The organism is Kitasatospora sp. NPDC087315 (genome assembly GCF_044744345.1).
GTDB lineage: Bacteria > Actinomycetota > Actinomycetes > Streptomycetales > Streptomycetaceae > Kitasatospora.
Genome location: NZ_JBIUYD010000007.1, coordinates 172218 through 191020, shown reverse-complemented (window position 1 = coordinate 191020; position 18803 = coordinate 172218). Strand labels below are relative to the sequence as shown.

16 protein-coding genes are annotated in these 18803 nt (G+C 74.4%); 5 read left to right on the top strand and 11 right to left on the bottom strand.

Annotated elements, in window-relative coordinates; all coding sequences use genetic code 11:
- Positions 1 to 22: 22 nt before the first annotated feature.
- The gene (locus ACIO5D_RS12575) at positions 23 to 991 is read right to left on the bottom strand and encodes a LysR family transcriptional regulator (protein WP_400795010.1); all 969 of its coding nucleotides are present in this window, start codon (positions 989 to 991) and stop codon (positions 23 to 25) included.
- A gap of 129 nt (positions 992 to 1120) precedes the next feature.
- Here ACIO5D_RS12575 and ACIO5D_RS12570 point away from each other — a divergent pair, with 129 nt between their 5' ends.
- Together ACIO5D_RS12570 and ACIO5D_RS12565 are read left to right on the top strand one after the other, a co-directional pair.
- Complete coding sequence (locus ACIO5D_RS12570) at positions 1121 to 2425, top strand: MFS transporter (protein WP_400659954.1); 1305 nt, start codon at positions 1121 to 1123, stop codon at positions 2423 to 2425.
- A gap of 173 nt (positions 2426 to 2598) precedes the next feature.
- The gene (locus ACIO5D_RS12565; protein WP_400795008.1) at positions 2599 to 3081 is read left to right on the top strand and encodes a macro domain-containing protein; all 483 of its coding nucleotides are present in this window, start codon (positions 2599 to 2601) and stop codon (positions 3079 to 3081) included.
- A gap of 13 nt (positions 3082 to 3094) precedes the next feature.
- Here the strand turns inward: ACIO5D_RS12565 and ACIO5D_RS12560 are convergent, their stop codons facing one another.
- Entirely contained in the window at positions 3095 to 3688 is a 594-nt protein-coding gene (locus ACIO5D_RS12560) for a GNAT family N-acetyltransferase (RefSeq protein ID WP_363612451.1), read from the bottom strand.
- A 184-nt stretch (positions 3689 to 3872) separates the two neighbouring features.
- Here ACIO5D_RS12560 and ACIO5D_RS12555 point away from each other — a divergent pair, with 184 nt between their 5' ends.
- Positions 3873 to 4706: a TetR family transcriptional regulator gene (locus tag ACIO5D_RS12555; protein WP_400795006.1), complete on the top strand. Its 834-nt coding sequence runs from the start codon at positions 3873 to 3875 to the stop codon at positions 4704 to 4706.
- Between the two features lie 180 nt (positions 4707 to 4886).
- Here ACIO5D_RS12555 and ACIO5D_RS12550 read toward each other — a convergent pair whose 3' ends face one another.
- The 8 genes from ACIO5D_RS12550 to ACIO5D_RS12515 all read right to left on the bottom strand — a co-directional run bounded on the left by ACIO5D_RS12550 (position 4887) and on the right by ACIO5D_RS12515 (position 16524).
- Positions 4887 to 6200, bottom strand: coding sequence for a GNAT family N-acetyltransferase (locus tag ACIO5D_RS12550; RefSeq protein ID WP_400659947.1), 1314 nt, complete (start codon positions 6198 to 6200; stop codon positions 4887 to 4889).
- Between the two features lie 115 nt (positions 6201 to 6315).
- A complete protein-coding gene (locus ACIO5D_RS12545) occupies positions 6316 to 7635 on the bottom strand; it encodes a C40 family peptidase (RefSeq protein WP_400795004.1) in 1320 nt (439 codons plus the stop codon).
- Between the two features lie 323 nt (positions 7636 to 7958).
- Positions 7959 to 9050 carry a hypothetical protein gene (locus ACIO5D_RS12540; RefSeq protein WP_363612445.1) on the bottom strand — a complete coding sequence of 364 codons (1092 nt, stop codon included), beginning with the start codon at positions 9048 to 9050 and terminating at the stop codon, positions 7959 to 7961.
- Between the two features lie 78 nt (positions 9051 to 9128).
- The gene (locus tag ACIO5D_RS12535; protein WP_400659942.1) at positions 9129 to 10946 is read right to left on the bottom strand and encodes a threonine/serine exporter family protein; all 1818 of its coding nucleotides are present in this window, start codon (positions 10944 to 10946) and stop codon (positions 9129 to 9131) included.
- Between the two features lie 129 nt (positions 10947 to 11075).
- Positions 11076 to 11729 carry a DedA family protein gene (locus tag ACIO5D_RS12530; protein ID WP_400659939.1) on the bottom strand — a complete coding sequence of 218 codons (654 nt, stop codon included), beginning with the start codon at positions 11727 to 11729 and terminating at the stop codon, positions 11076 to 11078.
- 136 nt (positions 11730 to 11865) lie between these two features.
- Positions 11866 to 14223 carry a hypothetical protein gene (locus ACIO5D_RS12525; protein WP_400659937.1) on the bottom strand — a complete coding sequence of 786 codons (2358 nt, stop codon included), beginning with the start codon at positions 14221 to 14223 and terminating at the stop codon, positions 11866 to 11868.
- 86 nt (positions 14224 to 14309) lie between these two features.
- Positions 14310 to 16226 (bottom strand): ATP-binding protein, encoded by a 1917-nt coding sequence (locus tag ACIO5D_RS12520; protein ID WP_400795002.1) that lies wholly within the window; start codon positions 16224 to 16226, stop codon positions 14310 to 14312.
- A 109-nt stretch (positions 16227 to 16335) separates the two neighbouring features.
- Entirely contained in the window at positions 16336 to 16524 is a 189-nt protein-coding gene (locus ACIO5D_RS12515; RefSeq protein ID WP_363612436.1) for a hypothetical protein, read from the bottom strand.
- A gap of 156 nt (positions 16525 to 16680) precedes the next feature.
- Here ACIO5D_RS12515 and ACIO5D_RS12510 point away from each other — a divergent pair, with 156 nt between their 5' ends.
- A complete protein-coding gene (locus ACIO5D_RS12510; protein WP_400756287.1) occupies positions 16681 to 17838 on the top strand; it encodes an acyl-CoA dehydrogenase family protein in 1158 nt (385 codons plus the stop codon).
- 153 nt (positions 17839 to 17991) lie between these two features.
- On the opposite strand, the gene ACIO5D_RS12505 is transcribed toward ACIO5D_RS12510, so the two are convergent.
- The gene (locus tag ACIO5D_RS12505) at positions 17992 to 18255 is read right to left on the bottom strand and encodes a hypothetical protein (RefSeq protein WP_363612433.1); all 264 of its coding nucleotides are present in this window, start codon (positions 18253 to 18255) and stop codon (positions 17992 to 17994) included.
- A gap of 222 nt (positions 18256 to 18477) precedes the next feature.
- Here ACIO5D_RS12505 and ACIO5D_RS12500 point away from each other — a divergent pair, with 222 nt between their 5' ends.
- A complete protein-coding gene (locus tag ACIO5D_RS12500) occupies positions 18478 to 18795 on the top strand; it encodes a cupin (RefSeq protein WP_363612431.1) in 318 nt (105 codons plus the stop codon).
- The last annotated feature ends 8 nt before the right edge of the window (positions 18796 to 18803 follow it).

Genomic DNA, 18803 nt, shown 5'->3' with positions numbered 1-18803 from the left:
GGGGCGGGAGACTTCCGATCGCTCAGGCCCGCGCCACCAGCCCGGCGTCGGCCGTCGGCAGCCAGCTGCCCGGCGGGCGATGCAACCAGCCTTCGCGGGAGCCGAGTTCGGCGGCCGCGGCGGCCAGTGCGGTCAGCCCGGGGTGACGCAGGTCGGGGCGGTGCACCAGGCTCACCAGGCTGAGCGGCACCGGCTCGACCAGCGGCACGTTCACCACACCGGGGATCAGCGGGCCGCCCGTGGTGGTCAGCATCGGATCGCCGTGCCGGGCGAGGTAGCGGGCGGTCTCGTCCACGCCGACCGGCGGGACGTACGGCGCGGCGGCCACCAGGCCGTGCTCGGCCAGCAGCCGGGCGCCGAGGTCCGCCCACTCCGTGGTGGCCGGATTGCCGGCGCAGACGTCCACCGGGTGACCGGCCAGCTCGGCGAGGCGCAGCACCGACCGGCCGGCCAGCGGGTGGCCGACCGCCATCATCACCGAGATCGGCTCCAACCGAACCGGCACCTGGGCGAGTTGGGAACGCAGACCGGTCGACAGGCCGGCGAATCGGCCGAACGAGACATCCAGCCGGTGCGCCAGCAGCTCGCCGGCGGCCGCCGCGAGTCCGCCGAGGAAGCGCGCCAGGATCTCACCCTCCGGCCAGGCGGCCCGGGCCCGTTCGAGCACCCGGCCGGCCGTCAGGTCCGGTCCGGTGACGTCGCTGTTGAGGTCCAGCAGCAGCGGACGGTGCGCGGCGTCCATGACGATCTCGTCGTGCAGGGCCAGCAGCCGACGCGCCTTCGGCAGCAGCCGCAGCCCCGCCGGGGTGAGCTCGACGCTGCGGGTGGTCCGGGTGAAGAGCGCGTCGCCGAGCAGCCGCTCCAGCGCGCGGATGTCCCGGCTGAGCGCCTGCTGGGCGACGTGCAGCCGCTCGGCGGCCCGGCCGAAGTGCAGCGTCTCGGCGGTCGCGACGAAGCCTCGGAGCAGGCGGGGGTGCAGGTCACGGGGCATGGCGGCAGATTAACAACAGGGTGTTGTGAGTCCGGCGAAACAGGTGTTGGACGGGCGCCGGTCCGCCCCGCGAAGCTGAGGGCTCCCCCGGAAACCCCCGCCGCCGGGACCTCTCTGCCCTGGAGCCCCATGCCCGCGCGCGCCCCCGCCCTGTTCGCCTCCTACCGACGCCTGTTCGCCGCCCCCGGCACCGCCGCCTTCACCCTGGCCGGGCTCCTCGGCCGGCTCGCGATGTCGATGACCGGCGTCTCGCTGGTGGTCCTGCTCGCCGAACGGCGCGGGTCCTACGCGCTGGCGGGCACCGTCGCGGCGGCCGGACTGGTCACCGGGGCGATCGGCATGCCGCTGCTCGGCCGGCTGGTGGACCGGTACGGGCAGGCGCGGGTCGCCGTCCCGGCGACGCTGTACAACGCCGTCCCGTTCGCCGGCCTGCTGCTCTGCGTCCGGCTCGGGGCTCCCGACTGGACGCTGTACGCCTGCTGGGCGGCGTGCGCGGCGGCGCCGAACCTGGGTGGCATGGCGCGGGCCCGCTGGGCGCAGCTGTACCGGGACGACCCGGCGGCCCGGCACCTGGCCAACTCCTTCGAGCAGGCGCTAGACGAACTCTGCTTCATGGCCGGGCCGGTGCTCGCGATGACGCTCAGCACCACGCTGGCCCCGGAGGCCGGGATGGTCACCGCCGGTGTGCTCGGCACCACCGGCGCCCTGCTCTTCGCGGCCCAGCGGCGGACCGAACCGCCGGTCGCGGAGCGCCCGTCGCGCGAACGCCACGGCTCACCGCTGCGGGTGCCCGGCCTGCGGGTGCTGCTGCTGACCTTCCTCGCCACCGGCATGGTCTTCGGCTCGATGGAGATCACCACCGTGGCGTACGCCGACGCGCTCGGCCACAAGCCGGTGGCGGGCGGGCTGCTGGCACTGGTCGCGGCCGGCTCGTGCGCGGCGGGGCTGGCCTTCGGACTGCTGCGGCCGCGCCGGGCACCGGGCGTCCGTTTCCTGCTGGGCACCGGGGCGATGGCCGGTCTGCTGCTCCTGCCGCTGGCCGCCGGGCTGGGTGGGGCCGGGCTCGGCACGCTCGGGGTCGCGCTGTTCGCGGCCGGGACGGGCACCGCGCCGACCATGGTGACCGGCATGACGCTGGTCCAGGAGCTGCTGCCGCGGCGGAGGCTGAACGAGGGCATGGCGGTGGCGGTGTCCGGCATCGTGGTCGGCATCTCGGCCGGTGCGGCCCTCGCCGGGGCGGTCGCCGAGCACGCCGCCCCCGGCACCGGCTACTGGCTGCCCGCCGGCGCCGCCGCCCTCGCCCTGCTGATCGCACTGTCCGGCCGCCGCCACCTGCGGGGCCCGGACCGGCCGCCTGCCGCCGGGAACGCGGCCGGGAACCCGGCTGGGAACGCGGCCGGAAATTCCGAACGGACTGTCGGTACTGCGGGCTAGGGCTTGTCTGACAGTTCGCGTCGCATCAGCGCGCGGCGTTGGGCGCCCGGCTGGGCGTGCCGCCGGAGCGGCCTCGTACTGGACGTACTCGGCCGATTCGGCGGTGCGTCCAGGCGGGATGCCCGGCGCCGTGCGCGCGGCGGGAATTGTCAGACAAGCCCTAGCGTCGGGGCATGGAAGCGACGACCATCCGTTACGTCCGCGGCGATGCCACCGCGCCCCAGGCCAAGGGCGTGAAGGTGATCGCGCACGTCTGCAACGACCTCGGCGGCTGGGGCAAGGGGTTCGTGCTGGCGCTGTCCCGGCGCTGGCCGGAGCCGGAGGCCGCGTTCCGGCACTGGCACCGGGAGCGCGCGGGCAACGACTTCGGGCTGGGTGCCGTCCAGCTGGTGCGGGTCGAACCGTACGTCTGGGTGGCGAACATGGTCGGCCAGCGCGGCATCCGGACGGCCCGGTCGACGGGCGTGCCGGTCCGGTACGAGGCGATCGACACCGCGCTGACGGCGCTGGCCGGGCAGGCGCTGGCGCTCGGCGCGTCCGTCCACATACCGCGGATCGGCTGCGGTCTGGCGGGCGGGCGCTGGGAGCGGGTCGAGCCGCTGGTGACGGCCCGGCTGGTGGAGGGGGTGCCGGTGACGGTCTACGACCACGACTGACCGGCGGCCGGTCTCAGCCGGCGGCCGGCCAGGTGTACTCGTACTCCGGCAGCACATGGCCACCGGGGAAGACGCCCTCCCGCTGCGCCGTCCGGCGACCACCCTCGCGTTCGTAGAAGGCGACCGCCCGAGTGTTGGCACACAGGACCTCCAGGTAGAGGTCGGCGCCGGGGTGCCGCCGCGCGACGTGCGCGCGCGCCGTGTCCAGCAGGGCGCGGCCGATGCCGCCGCCGGTGCGGCCGGGCCGGACGTGCAGGTTGTCGAGCAGCACGCGGCCGTCCGGCTGCGGGACGAGATAGGCGAACCCGACGGCGGCACCGGCCTGTTCGGCGATCAGCAGCTCCGGGGTGTTGGCCGGTTCGCCGTAGTCGACGGCCAGCCGCAGCGACCAGACCTCGTGCCGCTCGGCGGGCAGCCCGTCGCCGAGCGCCTCCTCCGGGACGATGCCGGTGTACGCGGTACGCCAGCTGAGGCTGTGCAACTCGGCGACGGTCCCGGCATCGTGCGCGGTGCCCCGCCGGATCGTGGTGGCCGAGGCCGGGGAGCCCGTGGCGGCCGTCGCCCCGACGGCCGGAGTCGTCGTGGCGCGGTCATCGGATGCGGTCATGTGACGAGCCTCCCACACACCCCGGGTTGAACATGTTCAACGCTTACCTCTACAGTCGTGCCATGCTTTTGAACGCGTTCGAAATAAGCGGGGGCGAGGCGACGGCACCGGATGCGGAGGGGGCATCCGGTGCCGTACGCCACGACACCGGCTGGAACTGAGCGATCCGGCTAGGCTCGGATCCGTGGACGACCTGGCAGCGACGAACGGTACGGGCAGCACGAGCGCCGCGAACGGTACGCGTGGTGCGGACGGGACGCAGGTAGAGGCACCGGCGGCGCCCCCGGCGGCACCGCCCGCCGAATCGCGTGGCAGCCGTGCCCAGCCGAAGACCGACAAGAGCGAGCAGACCCGGGCGCTGATCCTGGAGACCGCCATGCGGCTCTTCCAGGAGCGCGGCTACGACAAGACCACCATGCGCGCCATCGCCGCCGAGGCCGGTGTCTCGGTCGGCAACGCCTACTACTACTTCTCGTCGAAGGAATTCCTCATCCAGGGGTTCTACGACCGGATGACGTACGAGCACGCCGCCGACGCCCGCCGACGGCTGGCCGGCACCAAGGACTTCACGGAGCGTCTGGAGATCGCCGTGAGCTCCTGGCTCGACTGCGCGGCGCCGTACCACGAGTTCGCCGCCCAGTTCTTCCGCACGGCGGCCGACCCGAACAGCGCGCTGAGCCCGTTCTCCAACGAGTCCCACCCGGCCAGGGCCACCGCCGTGGAGCTGTTCCGCGAGGTGCTGACCGGGTCGGAACTCGCCCCCAAGCTGGACGCCGAACTGGCCGAGCTGCTGCCCGACCTGCTCTGGCTCAACCTGATGATCGTCGTCCTCTACTGGGTCTTCGACCGCACCCCGGACACCGAGCGCACCCGCGAGTACGTCCGCCGCTCGACCCCGATGGTCGCCCGGATCATCAACCTCTCGCGCTACCGGGTGTTCCGCCCGATCGTCCGCGACGCCAAGGGCCTGATCCAGGACTTCATCCTCCCCACCATCGGGAAGACGGCCGCCAAGTAGGCCCGGAGCCACCATCAGGCGCCCGCTCCCGGAAAGGCGCCCGCTCCCGACGGGACCGGAGGCGGGAGCGGGATCCGGGCCACCGGGCCGGTCATGCCGACGGCCGGCCCGCCCGGCCGTCGGCGGTTGCCCGCACGACGGCCGCGGCGGACCGGCCGAAGCCCACCAGGGGTGCGCCGCTCAGAAATTGTCCGGGTTCCAGGCGGCCAGTGGGGTACGCAGCAGGAGGTCCGCGGCGGCGGCCGCGCCCGGGCGCAGCTCGGTGACCAGGCCCGCGGCGGCCAGCCTCGGGGCGGTCTCGCCGCCCAGGTAGAGCGAGCCGAGCGCGGAGGCGTCCAGCGCGAGGTCCGCCTCGTCGGAGGTGCGGGTGCAGCGGCCGGTGCCGTCGGCGGCGACCTCGATGGCCCAGCGCCCGGCCGTATAGCCGTCCCGGTCCTCGACCTCCAGCACGACCCGGCCCGGCGCGCCGTAGGTGCGGGCGTTGAAGGCGGCCTCGACGTCGAGCACCCGCAGCCAGGTGAAGTCGGCGTTGTCCACGTACGGGGTGGCGGCGCGCGGGTCGCTGAGCAGCAGCGGCAGCGGGTCGTCCACGCCGATGTTCTCCGCGACGACCTTGCGCACCCAGTCGACGGAGAGGACGAACCGCCACAGCTCGGCGGCGGCACCCCGGTCGAGGGCGAGGAAGTCGGCCACGGTGAGGGTGCAGTTCGGGTAGCTGCCGTCCCAGCTGTCGTCGACCCGGTAGACGACCAGGCCGGTGGCGGTGCCCTCGGCGTTCCGGTGGACGGCGGCGAAGGGCTCCTTCCAGTCGAAGCCGGGCACCTTGGTCTCGCCGGTCGTGCGCTTCCACCAGATGTCGTCACGGGCGATCGCGCCGGGCTGGGTGAGCCGCCAGCGGTCGTGCAGTTCGGGGCCGACCTTGCGCAGCTCCTCCATGCCGACGAAGTCGATCCGCCCGCCGGGGACGGTGGGCAGGCCCTCGCGCAGGCCGCGGGTGCGCAGCAGGTCGATGTTCCAGCCGTGGCCGCGGGTGGCCGGGCCGAAGCCGAACCGGCCGTAGATGTTGTACTCGGCCGCGATCAGGATGGCGACCGCCGAGCCGCGCTCGCGGGCCGCCGCCAGGTCGTGCGACATCATCCGGCTGAGCAGACCGCGCCGGCGATGGGTGGCGGACACGGTGACGGCGGTGACGGCGTCCGCCTGGACGGTGGCCCCGCCGGGAACGGTCAGCTCGACGTCGAAACTCCGGAACGTGGCGACGTGCCGGCCGTCGTCCACGGCCGCGAGCACCCGCCCCGGCTCGTACTGCAGCCGCCGGAAGTCGGCCGCGCTCTCCACGTGCGAGCGCATGAACCCCAGGGCGAGCGCCCGGTCCCACGCGGCGATCTCGTCCTCGGCGATCGCACGGATCTCGACGCCGCCCACGGTGTCGACGGTCTCCTTCAGCCGGCCACGGCCCGGGTCACGGGACTCGCCGTTCACTTCGTTGCCCATTGAGCCACCGTACGACCGGCCCGCGACGGCGGCATCTCATTTATTTCGGCACGGACCACCGGCCGCCACCACCGGAGATGACGCACCGCCACCTGGCGGCCGGAGGCCCGGCCCGCTACGGGCGGGCGTAGAAGTCCGGGGTGCCCATGATCCAGAGGCTGGCCTGCTTGACCGCCCGGCCGGGGCGGGGTGCCTCGATCATCTGGTCGTCGCCGATGTAGAGGCCGACGTGGTGGATGTCGGCGGCGCGGCCGGTGTCGGTCCAGAAGACGAGGTCGCCGGGGCGGAGCTGGGAGTAGCCGACCCGGCTGCTCTGGGCGTACTGGTCGGCGGCGAAGTGGTTGAGCTGCTTGCCGCCCTGGCGCCAGGCCATCATGGTCAGCCCGGAGCAGTCGTAGCCGTCGGGGCCCTCGCCGCCCCAGATGTAGGGCAGCCCGATCTTGGAGCGGGCGAAGGCGACGGCGGCGGACGCGGCCTCGGCCGACCACGGCCGGACGTCCGTGGACGGGGCGGCCTCCGGGAGCGGGGCCGCCTTGGCGGCTTTCACGTCCGCTGCTGCGGCGGCCGCGGCCGCGACGGCGACCTGCTCCGCGGCGGCCTCTTCGGCGGCGGCCTGCTCGGCGGCCGCGCGGGCGGCGGCCTCGGCCTCACGGGCGGCGATGACCTCCAGGGCCTCGCGCCGCTGCCGCTCCAGCCCGACCGTGGTGTTCCGGGTGGCGGCCAGTTCGGCGAGCAGCTGCTCGCGGCGCTGTCCGATGGCGCCGACCTCGGTCTGCTGGTCGGCCAGCCGGGCCTCGGCGCGTTCCCTGGCGGCGCCGACCTCGGCGGCGGCCTGCCCGGCGGCCTCGGCGGCGGCGCGGGCGGCGGCCGAGGCGCGGGCGGCGGAGGCGGCCGTGGAGGTCGCGGCGTCCAGGATCTGCCGGGTGCGGTCGCTGGCGACGCCGACCACCGCGGCGCGGTCCCCGGCCTCGCGCGGGCCGTGCGCGCCGAACAGGGCGTTGAGGGCGGAGAGCTCGGCGCCGGCGCCCTGGCGATACGTTTCAGCGGCCAGCTGGGCGGCGTCCTCGACGGCGGCGGCCCGCTCGGCCTCGGCGGCGGCGGCCCGCCCGGCGGCGGCGGCCTCCTCGGCGCGGGCTCTGGTGAGCGCGAGCTGTGCGCCGTTGTAGGCCTCGACGGCCTGTTCCGCGACCCGGCCGGCCCGTTCCAGCGCCGTCCTGGCGGCGGTGAGGCCGGCTTCGATGGTGCCGACCGACTCGGCCCGGCGGTCGGCCTCGGCGCGGGAGCGGTCGATGTCCTCGGTGGACGGGTACGCCTCGTCGGCGTGGGCGCCGGCCGGGGCCGGCTCCGGGTCCGCCGGTGCCGCCGCCGCGGCGGGGAGCAGCCCCAGGAGGGCGGCGAGGGAGAACAGGAGGGTCGGCAGGAGCCTGCGCGCCACGGGACATCCTTCTCACTGGTCGGACGCCGCGCCGCCACCGGCCCCGACGGATCGAGCGGGACGAACGGGACGAGCGGGGGTCCGACGGGGCTGACGAGATCTGATCGGGTCTGACAAGGCCTGACAGGGTCTGAGCGGGTCTGAACGGGCCCGGGAGACCGGCGATCCCCCGAAGAACATCTCATCGCGTGACAGGCCCATCACTCTTCGCATTATTCTCAGACCGCTCGGTCCGCCCCCACCAGCCCTGCGCCGCCGGGCGGGTGACCGACCGACGGATCCGACTGAACGTCAACTTCGGCCGGGAGCACCGGGTGGACGGCCTACCGGTGGATCCGGGGGGTGTGCGTCCGCAGCCGGGGGTGGCGGTCGGGCCGGGGCTCCAGACCGGTCGGACGCAGCGCGTAGGTGCGGTTGCGGCCGGCCCGGACCGTCCGGCGGCGCTGCTCCGCCCGCCGCTGCTGGCCGAGTTCGTACGCGGATCGGGGGTCGGCCGGCGCGGCCTGCGGGTATCCCCCGGCCGGCGCGGCACCGGGCCCGGCGGCCGCCGCCGAGCGGCGGTCGGCGAGCCGGGCGGAGCGGCGGGCCAGCGAGCGGGCGGCGTGCGCGTCGAGGTGGGCGCTGGCCCGGGCGGCCATCCGCTCGGCCACCCGCTGGGCGGCGGGGTGGTGGGCCGGGACCTTGTCGGGGGCGCCGGCGATCAGGTCGAAGAGCCAGGTACGGGCCCGGTCGGCGCGCCCGTGCAGCAGTCGCTCGCGCCGGAGCGCACGCGCCCGGCGGCGGGGGCGCGTGGCGTAGCGCCAGCGTGCCCAGGGGCTGCTGGGGCGGGCCAGCCGGATCGCGCCGATCCAGGAGAGGCCGGGCACCATGATGCCGAGCAGCCCCGTCCACATCTTGCCCTTGAGCAGGGTGACCACCGAGACCAGCGCGTTCACCGAGATCACCGCGACCAGGCCCCACCTGGTCTCCTGGCTCGGCACCACACCGAGCGGCACGTACCCGGTGAGCAGCAGCGCGGTGAACAGGATGCCGAAGATCACCGCGTCCACCGACTTGCGGCCCTGCTCGCTCCAGTAGACGTCGTCCAGGTGCAGGATCAGCGCGAACTCGTCCAGCACCAGACCGCAACCGATGCCGAAGAGCAGCCCGAACAGGTCGATCCACGGGTGCCCGCCGTAGGTCGCGAACACCCCGACGCCGCCGACCAGCAGAAAGCCCAGACCGAACACCATGTGGTGGATGTGCAGGCCACCGGGGGTGACGTTGCCCGGCCACCAGCGCACCTGGGCCCGGATCATCCGCACGCTGACCCGGATGAAGACGAACGAGGTGATGAACCCGACCAGCAGCAGGAACAGCGGTTGCTTGTGCGCCGCGACGATGTGCGCGCGGTAGCCGTCCAGCAGTGTGGTCATGGGTCTTACCTTCGTTCCTGGTACTGCGTCCTGCCTGCCGCGACATGACCCGGGGGCCAACAGCGGTCCAACGCGCGGTCAGAAGCCCCGAGTGCGCTTGGCCGCCCGCCGTGGGACGGCCGGGTACAGCGACGGGCGCTCGGCGCCGCCCGGGAGCTTCATGAAGAGGCGGGCGACCTCGCCACCGAGGTTCACGCCGATCGCCAGCGCCATCGCGATCGCGGCGGCGCGGCTGACCGAGACCAGCCCGGCGCTGGCGTGGCCCTGGGCGAAGGAGAGCATGCCGAGGTAGAGCGCCGAACCGGGCATCAGCGGGCCGATCGCGGCGGTCACGTAGGGCAGCGCGGAGCCGTAGCGGTAACGGGCCATCAGCTGGCCGAAGAGGCCGACCAGGCCGGCCGCCACCCCGGTGGCGACGATCGGGGAGAGCCCCGCGTTGTAGGCCAGCACGCCGTAGCTGGCCCAGCCGATGCCGCTGTTCAGGGTGACCAGGGCGAGCGAGCGGCGGTCGGTCTGGAGCAGCATCGCGAAGGCGAGCGTCAGCACCAGCGCGGCGATCATCTGGACCGGCGGGTAGTTGACGCCGACCAGGCTCTCGTCCGGTTTGAGCTTCGCCTCGAAGCCGACGCCGAGGTAGAGGATCAGCATCACGCCGATGACGATGCCCGCGACCAGGTAGATCACTTCGAGCAGCCGGGCGGCGGCGGTGATGTAGAAGCCGGTCAGGCCGTCCTGGACGGCGGCGACCAGGGCCCGCCCGGGCAGCAGGGCGAAGAGCCCGCCGGTGATCACGACCGAGCCGCGCAGGCCCCAGTCGTTGAGCGACAGGATGATGCCGGAGGCGGCGGCGGGCATCGCGGCCAGCACGAACTGGTAGAACTCCGGCAGTCCGCGCCGGGCGACCAGCGAGGCCAGCCGGTCGCCGAGGACGGCGGCGATGAAGGCGCTGGCGAAGACCAGCCAGGCCTTGTCGTCGGCCCGCCCGCCGACCAGGAAGGTCGCCGCGCCGGCCAGCAGGCCGGAGTTCAGCGAGAGCAGCCAGGCCGGGTACGGGTGCCGGTTGCGGCGGATCAGGGCGAGTCGGCGGTACGCGTCGTTGACGGTGACCTTCTCCGCGGTGATGTCGGCGACCAGCTCGTACACGGCGTTGAGCCGGATGTAGTCGGAGGTGCGGCGGCGCACCACCCGGTCCGCGGTGACCGGGGGCTCGACCAGCGAGGGCTGGTGGGAGATGCCGATCAGGGTGAAGGTGACCTGCGGCTCGCAGCGGTCCAGCCGGTAGGCGTGGGCGATGCCGAGCATGGCCGCCTCGACGTCCTCGGCGGCCTCGCCGCTGGCCAGCAGCAGCTCGCCGATACGCAGCGTCAGGTCGAGGATGCGCGGCACGTTCCGGGCGGCGGAGGGGTGCAGTTCGCGGGGCGTCCGCTCGAAGGCCGGGCGCTCGGACATCGGGGTGCGCAGCAGGGTGCGCATCCGGTCCGGCCAGGGCGCCTCGCCGGGGGCGCCGGCCCGCAGGGTGGGGACGGCGATCCCGGTGGGCGGCGTGTAGCCGGCGGCCCGCCACTCCTCGGGGGTGAGGGTGTCCTCGGCGACCGAGCGCCGGCGGGGGCCGGTGGTGCCGGCCCCGGCGGCGGGCACGGGTGCGGGCTCCGCCTCGGCCTCGGGCGTGGGCTCCGGGGTCAGCAGCCCCTTGGTGGGCGGGGCCGGCGGGGCGAGCGGGATCACCGTGGCGGGCTCGACGGCCGGAGCCGGGTGGCCGAGCAGGCCCTCGGTGGGCGGCGCTTCGGAGGGGTGGACCGGCCGGACCGGCGGTGTCTGCCGCGCCTGCCGTGCCTGGCGTGCCGCCCTGCCGCCCCTGGCCCGCTTGCCTGCGCCCGGCCGGCCCCGCTTAGGCACTTCCCGCTCCTTGCCGCCCCTGGTGGCGCCGGGCCACCCGGGCCGCCGTTCGATCTCCGCTTACACCTTGCCTGATCGAACTGCAGGACGCACATGTACGTCCCGGCGGGCGGCGGGGCGTACGGGCGCCTACCCGGCGCGGTGGCGGTCAGTGGAGGCCGTGCCGGAGCGGCGGGCGCGCAGCAGTTCGATGGCCACCGGGACCACCGAGAGCAGCACGATGCCGACCAGGATCGCCTCGATGTTGTCCCGGACGAAGGGAATCCGGCCGAGGAAGTAGCCGAGCACGGTGACGCCGCCGCCCCAGAGCACGCCGCCGACGAGGTTGAAGACGACGAAGGTGCGGTAGTTCATCCTGCTCACCCCGGCGACGATCGGGGTGAAGGTCCGCACGATCGGCACGAAGCGGGCCAGCACGATCGCCTTCGGCCCGTGCCGGTCGAAGAAGGCGGCCGCCTTCTCCACGTTCTCCTGCTTGAACAGCCGGGAGTCGGCGCGCCGGAACAGGCTCGGTCCGACCTTGCGGCCGAAGAGGTAGCCGACCTGGTCCCCGGCCACGGCGGCGGCCACGATCAGCGCGCAGACCAGCCAGAGCGGCTGGTGCAGGTAGGTGCCGCCGGCCACCAGGAGACCGGTGGTGAAGAGCAGGGAGTCACCGGGGAGGAAGAAGCCGATCAGCAGACCGGACTCGGCGAAGACGATGGCCAGGATGCCGAGCAGCCCGAAGGTGGAGATCAGGCTGGTCGGATCGAGCCAGGACGGGCCGAGGGCGAGGCTGGTCACAGGGCAGGCACTCCTGAGGTCGGGTCTTGGCAATGAAACAGTAAAGCACTGACCAAGAATCCTTGACTCAAGAGGGCCTGCGGGCGGTTCCCGTACCCGGTACCGGCGGGCCGCCGGTACCGGGTACGGGTGCGCCTCAGAGCCCGTAGCGCTCGACGATCTCCTCGTGGCGGCCGGTGTCCGCGCCCGCCGCCCTGGCCAGGTCGAGCCAGGAGAGCGGGTGCGGCCAGGAGCCGGTGAGCCGGTGGAGCAGGGCGTCGGCCTCGGCGGCCTGCGCGGTGGGCGGCACCGCGACGGCGGCGTAGATGCCGGGCAGCGACCCGTCGTCGTCCGCCGGGTCGGTGATGCTGTAGTGATCCCCGCTGTACGCCCACACCGCGTAGCCGGCCTGCCGCAGCTCCTCGCGGAGTTCGGCCCAGGCCTCGTCGCCGGGCCAGCCGCCGTCGATCCAGTAGGTGGTGTAGCCGGCCGGGTCGAGCAGCGTCAGCAGCTGGAACACCGGGCGCCAGCGCTCCTTCTCCTCCTCCGGGGCGTCGTCGGCGGGCGGCCGCTCCAGCAGGGCCGGGGCGAAGACCACCACGTCGCCGTGGTTGAACGTCAGGTCGTCGCCGAGCACCGGCAGGAGGCGGGCGGTGGCCGGGCCGGTGCGGACGGCCGGGAGGTCGGCGGTGGAGCCGTCGGTCCGCGGGGCCCGGACGGTGACCAGCTGCCACTCCTCGTCCACCGGGCCCTCGGGCTCGTCGAACTCGATGCCGATCAGGGCGCCGGTGGAACGGACGGCCGTCCAGTCCCGGTTGACGGTGGCCGCGGTGATCAGGTGCCAGAGGTCGGGCTCCTGGACGGTACGGTGCCGCTCCTCCGGCGGGGTGCCCTCTGCCGGCAGCGCGTGCTCCAGGATCTCCTGGTACAGCCGCTGCGCCGTCCCGTGGTCGCCGAGCTCGGTCGCCGCGGCGGCGGCCAGCCGGCGGGTGTTGATCCGGTCCGGGTGCGTGGCCAGGATCGCCTCGCACTGCTCCAGCACCTCGGCCCAGCGGCCCTCGGCGGCGGCCCAGCGGGCGCGGATCCAGTGCCCGTCGCCCGGGCTGGTCAGCGCCAGCCGGTCGGCCAGCCGGCGGACGCCCTCGCCGTCCCCGGCCTCGACCAGGGTGGCGCCGAGCATGCCGGTCAGCTCCTCGTTCTCCGGGTCGGCGTCGAGCCGCGCCCAGAGCAGGTCGGCGGCGGCCCGGGCGTGGCCGAGACCGCCCAGCACCGCGGCCAGGTTGATCGCCAGTGTGGTGGCGCCGGCCTGCTCACCCCGGTACCGGTCCAGGGCGACGGAGAGCAGGTCGGCGCCGGTCTCGTAGGGCACGCCCGCCTCGGCGAGGTGTGCCGCGAGCTCGGCCGGCGGGACGGGCAGCTCGGGTACCGGCAGCGCCTCGGCGGCGGCCCGCAGCGCGGCGACCTCCTCGGCGACGCCCTCCGTGCGGCGCAGCCGGGTGAGCTTGCGCTCGCCGGTGGCGGCCAGGGTGAGCGCGACCGTCCGGGCGCCGCGCCGCACGGCCAGCCGCCCGGCGGCCAGCAGCAGGTCCACGCAGGGCCGGTGCGAGCCGGTGCCGTCGAGGTAGGCGACCCAGCCGGCCACGGCGGCGCCGAGTTCGGCGTCGTTCTCCCAGGCGCCGGCCTCGACCAGCAGCTCGACGGTCCTGGTCCAGGCCGACCGCAGGTCGGCGTGGCGCTCGGCGTCCGCGAGGGAGGGCAGCAGGGCGAGCGCCTCCTCGGTGCGGCCGAGGGAGGCCAGCGCGCGGGCCCGCAGCAGGGCGCCCCAGCGCCGGTCGCTGTCGTCGATCCCGCGGCCGCGGGCACGCTCGGCCTGCTCGGCGGTGTCCAGCAGGGCCAGCACGTCCTCGTGCCGGCCGAGCAGGTGCAGCGTGCCGGCCCGGGCGTGGTGGAAGTGCAGGGAGAGCCGCTGGCCGGCCGCCTGCATCCGGGTGGCGGCGCTGTCGAGGTGGCTGAGCGCCTCGGCCGGGCGGCCGTCGTCCTCCAGGGCGTCGGAGTACTCCCGGGAGAGGCAGTCGAAGCAGGCCCGGGCGGGCTCGATCCGCTCCAGCGTCTCGCCGAGCACGGCGAGCCGCTCGGGCACGTAGCCGGGGCCGTCGACCCGGGCGTGGCAGATCGCGAAGTCCTGCACCACACAGACCGACTGCGGGCAGCCGGCCGTCTCCTCGCGGTGCGCGAACTCCAGCAGGTCCACCGCCTCGGGCAGGGCCTGCTCGCCCTGGTGGCGCTTGTTCAGCAGGTTCTGCATCCGCCAGTGCCGCAGGTAGACCTCGACCCAGGGCAGGCCGAGTGCCCGGGCGGCCGCGACGGCCTCCGGGTAGACGGCGTCGAGCTGCTCGTTGCGCCCCTCGTTGGCATGGCCGGGGAGCTCGTAGATGGCGTCGGCCAGCCGCCGGTGTCCGGCCTCGGCCAGCTGCTGGTGGGTGTCGTGGACCCAGGCCCAGATGTCGGTGCTCATACCGCTTCCGTCTCCCCCTGCGGGTGGTGCGCTGTGCTGGTGGGCAGTGTGCCGCCCCCCACTGACAATCCGTTCGGCGCCATCGGTCAGGCCCCGTCCGCCAGGCCGTCCGGGCTGTCCGGGACGGCGGGCAGGCCCTCCGGCAGGGCGGCGGTGAGCGCGGAGACCGCGGTGCCGATGCCGGACAGGGCCGCGGTGAGGTCCCCGCCGGACGAGCCGGCCGAGGCCGCGGCCATGATCACCTTGAGCGAGCGGAGCAGCCCGGCCGCGGTGGCGCTGCCGGTGTGCCCGTCGCGGTAGGCGGTGAGCAGGTCCTGGACGGCGGGGCAGGCGAGGTTGAGGTAGAGCCGGGCCTTCACCTCGCCGTCGGTGCGCGCGGTGAACGCCCGGGCCAGCCGCAGCGCGGCCGACGGGATGCGGGCGTCGGCCTGGTCGTCCTCGATCCTGGCCTTCAGCTCGGCCTCGCGGTCCGGGACGAGGACCAGCGGCAGGCCGGGCGGGTCGAACCGGGCCGGGACGAGCTGCTCGCCCGGGTCCGCGAGGGCGCCGGACAGCCAGGCGGCCTCCTCCGCGGGCAGCGGGCGTTCCGGGTCGCGGAACAGCTCGCGGTTGCCGCTCTCGCTGCCGAGTTCGACGATCCGGCAGTCCCTCAGCTGGGCGTAACGGCGCAGGAACGGCAGTACGGCGTAGCGGTCGCCGCGCGCGATCGGCACCTGCATCGCCCGGTAGAGCATCTCCTCGAAGCCGCCGCCGCTGCCGAGGGCGACGTGCACCGCTCCCCCGCCGGCCGCCCGCAGCGCGCCCGCGGTCAGGTCGCCCTGCGAGGTGGGCACCGGGACGTCGTCGGCGAGCAGGGTGAAGAGCCGGTCGTCGCAGAGTGCGGCCCCGAGCAGGTCCTGGCCGTGCCGGCTGAGGATGCGGCGCCAGACGGCGGGCCGCAGCCGGGCGGTCTCGTAGAGGCCGTCCACGATGGCGTCGGCGAGGGCCTGCTGGAGGGCGCGGTAGTGCCCGTCGCGCTGGAGGTCCTCGCGGCTGGCGGTGGGGGTGAGCCGGCCGGACTCGACCACGCCGCCGATGAACCCGGCCCAGCTGGGCAGCAGGTCACGGGCGTCCTCGGCGAGCAGCATGCCGCGCAGGTAGACGGCGAGGTCGCGGTTGTCGGTGCTGCCGTAGGTGCCGCCGTCCTGGACCCAGAGCAGGCCGACCGCGTCGGTGCCGTCCTCGGCCGCGTCCGGGGCCGGCTGCACCGGGAAGGCCGTCAGCGGTTCGAAGCGGCGGCCGAAGGCGGCGGCGAACCGCATCCGGGCGGCGTACTGGTCGCCGTCGGAAGGCTGGCGCCAGGGCACCCGGACGCCGTTGACGGGGTGTTCGTCGTCGCCCACGTAGACCGGGATCGGCAGCAGGACGCAGTACCGGCCGAGCACCTCGCGCAGCGCGTGCTCGTCGGCGAGGTGGGCGTGCTCGGCCTTGAGCGACAGCTCGACGACGGTGCCGGGCAGCGGCCGGGCGGCGACCCGTTCGACGCTGTACTGTTCGCCGCCGTGGCTGCGGTAGCGGTGGCCGAGGCCGGGCTCGCGGTGCGAGGTGGTGGTGACGACGACCTCGTCGGCCACCGAGAAGGCGGAGAGGAAGCCGAGGCCGAAGGCGCCGATGAGCTCCTGGTTGCCGGTGAGTTCGCGCAGCATCCGGGTGTAGCCGGTGCCGACGGTGGCGAGGTAGGCGTGGATCTCCGGTTCGGTGAGGCCGGCGCCGGTGTCCTCGATGCCGACGGTGCGCCGGTCGATGTCGCCGCGCACCCGGATCAGGGGCCGGTGGCCGCCGTCCGGGTCCTCCAGGAGGCGGCGGGTGTGCGAGTCGTGGGCGTTCTGGACGAGTTCGCGCAGGGCGACCAGCGGGGTGGAGTAGAGGTGGGTGGCGAGGACGTTCACCAGTCCGCCGAGATCGACCTCGGTCGTACGCAGATCCTCGGCGGGCACGCGGTCGGGCGGGAGACCTTCAGACATGGGTCCTCAGTGTGCCAGTGCGACTATCCGGCGACCATTTGTTTCTGAGGGGAGGTCGGGACTCGGTCAACCGGACGTTGACGGCGAGGTACCGCCCCCGGTACGCGCCTCAGGGCCGCACGCCGTCGGCCGCCTCCGACGGCCACCTCCGACGGCCGCCGCCTTCGGGCAGCCCGAGGACGGCCCGGACGACCCGCGGCAGGCAGTCGCCGAGGTCCGGACGGGCGCCGCACGGACGGTTCCGCACCCCGTCGTTGACCAGCGCGAACAGCGCGTGCACCCGGATCCGGGCCTCCACCGCGTCGCACTCCGGCCGCCCCGGACAGCGGCCTCGCGCAGGGCCCGGGCGGCCTCGCGCCGACCCTGGACAGCCGAAACTACCCGCGATTAACTTGTGGAGCGATCACCTGGCCCCGCCAGGCGTCAGCCGGGCACCACCGAAGGGAGCGCCACCGTGCGCCGCACCGTGTTCACCGAGGACCACGAGGCCTTCCGGGAGACCATCCGGGACTTCGTCGCCAACGAGGTCGTCCCCGTCTACGAGAGCTGGGAGGCCGAGGGCCACCCGCCGCGCGACTTCTACCGCAAGCTCGGCGACCTCGGCGTCTTCGGCATCGAGGTGCCGGAGGAGTACGGCGGCGCGGGCGAGAGCGGTTTCAAGTACCAGGCGGTGATCACCGAGGAGGTCGCCCGCGCGGGCGTGAGCTTCGGCTCGTCCGGCGTGCACACCGGCCTCGTGCTGCCGTACCTGCTGGAGTACGCCAACGAGGAGCAGAAGCGGCGCTGGCTGCCCGGCTTCGTCTCCGGCGACCTCATGACCGCGATCGCGATGACCGAGCCGGGCGCCGGCTCCGACCTCGCGGGCATCTCCACCACCGCCCGGCTCTCCGAGGACGGCACCCACTACGTCCTCAACGGCGCCAAGACCTTCATCACCGGCGGCGTGCTGGCCGACCTGGTCCTGGTGGTCTGCCGCACCGCCCCGTACGACCCGGAGAACCGCCGGGCCGGCCTCTCCATCCTCTGCGTGGACACCACGTCCGAGGGCTACACCGTCGGCCGCAAGCTGCAGAAGATCGGGCTGCGCACGTCGGACACCGCCGAGCTGGCGTTCAGCGACGTCAAGGTGCCGGTGGAGAACCTGCTCGGCGAGGAGGGCCGGGCCTTCTCGTACCTGACCCACAACCTGGTGCAGGAGCGGCTGGCGATCGCGGTCGGCGCGTACGCGGCCTCGGCGGCGGCGGTGCGGTTCACCGTCCAGTACGTCAAGGACCGCAAGGTCTTCGGCAAGGCGGTGGCCGAGTTCCAGAACACCAAGTTCTCGCTGGCCGACTGCGAGGCCCAGGTGATGGCCCAGCAGTCGATGGTGGACCGCGCGCTGGAGCTGTACCAGAACGGCGAGCTGACGGTCGCGGACGCGGCGGCGGCGAAGCTGTTCTGCACCGAGTCGGCCTCGACGCTGATCGACAAGTGCCTTCAGCTGCACGGCGGTTACGGCTACATCCTGGAGTACCCGATCGCCCGCCTCTACACCGACAACCGGGTGTTCCGGATCTACGGCGGCACGAGCGAGGTCATGCGCAGCATCATCGCCAAGTCGCTTGGTCTGTAGGTACGTTCGGACCGGCGGCGGGCCGCACCCCCATGGCGGCCCGCCGCTGCCGTCGCACGGGCCGCCATGGGGCCGCCTGGCCGCCCGGTCGGACGCGCGGCTCAACCGGGCGCGCTGCTCAGTCGGGTGAGCGACTCAGCCCGGGTGAACGGCTCAGTTGGGTGAACCGTGCTCGGCCCGCCAGGCCTCCCAGCCCGCCGAGGACGCCGCCTTCGCGCCGTGCAGCGCACGCTGCGCCAGCTCGACGGGCGGGGTCTCCAGCCGCTGCAGCCAGCTCCGGCCGGCCGTGGCCACCGCCGCGCACACCATCACCGCACCGGCCAGCCCCAGCACCGCCCCGACACCTGTGAGGATGGCACCGCCGGCCAGCAGCGGGCGGTTGACCTGGAATCCGCTGAAGAAACTCTCGTTCGCCATGCCTCCACCATGGAGGGCGTCGGCGGCCTCCGCACGCCGAGCGGCTCCGGGCGGCCCCGAGCGGCTCCGGGCGGCTCCGGGCGGCTCCGGGCGGCTCCGGGCGGCTCCGGGCGGCTCCGGGTGCGCGAGCGCACCGTGTCCGCGACGCTGGGCCGGAGGGCCCGCCGCGACGGGCGGCCCCCGCCCCGGACGCCCCGCCGGGCCGGCGCAGGAGGACACGCGATGGTCGATCTCGAACAGCTCGTCGTGGAGCACGCCGCCAAGGCCGCCGAGAGCCCGCACGGGCGCAGTGCCCATCTGGCGCTCCACGACGGCGTCCTGCGGCAGACCGTGATCGCGCTGACCGCCGGCACCGCGCTGGACGAACACAACGCGCCGACCGCGGCCAGCCTCCAGGTGCTGCGCGGCCGGGTGTCGCTGACCATCGCCGGCCGCCTGCAGGAGCTGTCGGCGGGCCAGCTGTACCCGATCCCGCAGGAGCGGCACGGGCTGCTGGCCCACGTCGACTCGGTGGTGCTGCTGACCGCCGTCACCGTGTAGCCGGTTTC

Coding starts and splice junctions, on each gene's coding strand:
- ACIO5D_RS12575 (WP_400795010.1), bottom strand. CDS start 991: ATGCCCCGTGACCTGCACCCCCGCCTGCTCCGAGGCTTCGTCGCGACC.
- ACIO5D_RS12560 (WP_363612451.1), bottom strand. CDS start 3,688: ATGACCGCATCCGATGACCGCGCCACGACGACTCCGGCCGTCGGGGCG.
- ACIO5D_RS12540 (WP_363612445.1), bottom strand. CDS start 9,050: ATGACCACACTGCTGGACGGCTACCGCGCGCACATCGTCGCGGCGCAC.
- ACIO5D_RS12550 (WP_400659947.1), bottom strand. CDS start 6,200: ATGGGCAACGAAGTGAACGGCGAGTCCCGTGACCCGGGCCGTGGCCGG.
- ACIO5D_RS12520 (WP_400795002.1), bottom strand. CDS start 16,226: ATGTCTGAAGGTCTCCCGCCCGACCGCGTGCCCGCCGAGGATCTGCGT.
- ACIO5D_RS12570 (WP_400659954.1), top strand. CDS start 1,121: ATGCCCGCGCGCGCCCCCGCCCTGTTCGCCTCCTACCGACGCCTGTTC.
- ACIO5D_RS12500 (WP_363612431.1), top strand. CDS start 18,478: ATGGTCGATCTCGAACAGCTCGTCGTGGAGCACGCCGCCAAGGCCGCC.
- ACIO5D_RS12525 (WP_400659937.1), bottom strand. CDS start 14,223: ATGAGCACCGACATCTGGGCCTGGGTCCACGACACCCACCAGCAGCTG.
- ACIO5D_RS12505 (WP_363612433.1), bottom strand. CDS start 18,255: ATGGCGAACGAGAGTTTCTTCAGCGGATTCCAGGTCAACCGCCCGCTG.
- ACIO5D_RS12565 (WP_400795008.1), top strand. CDS start 2,599: ATGGAAGCGACGACCATCCGTTACGTCCGCGGCGATGCCACCGCGCCC.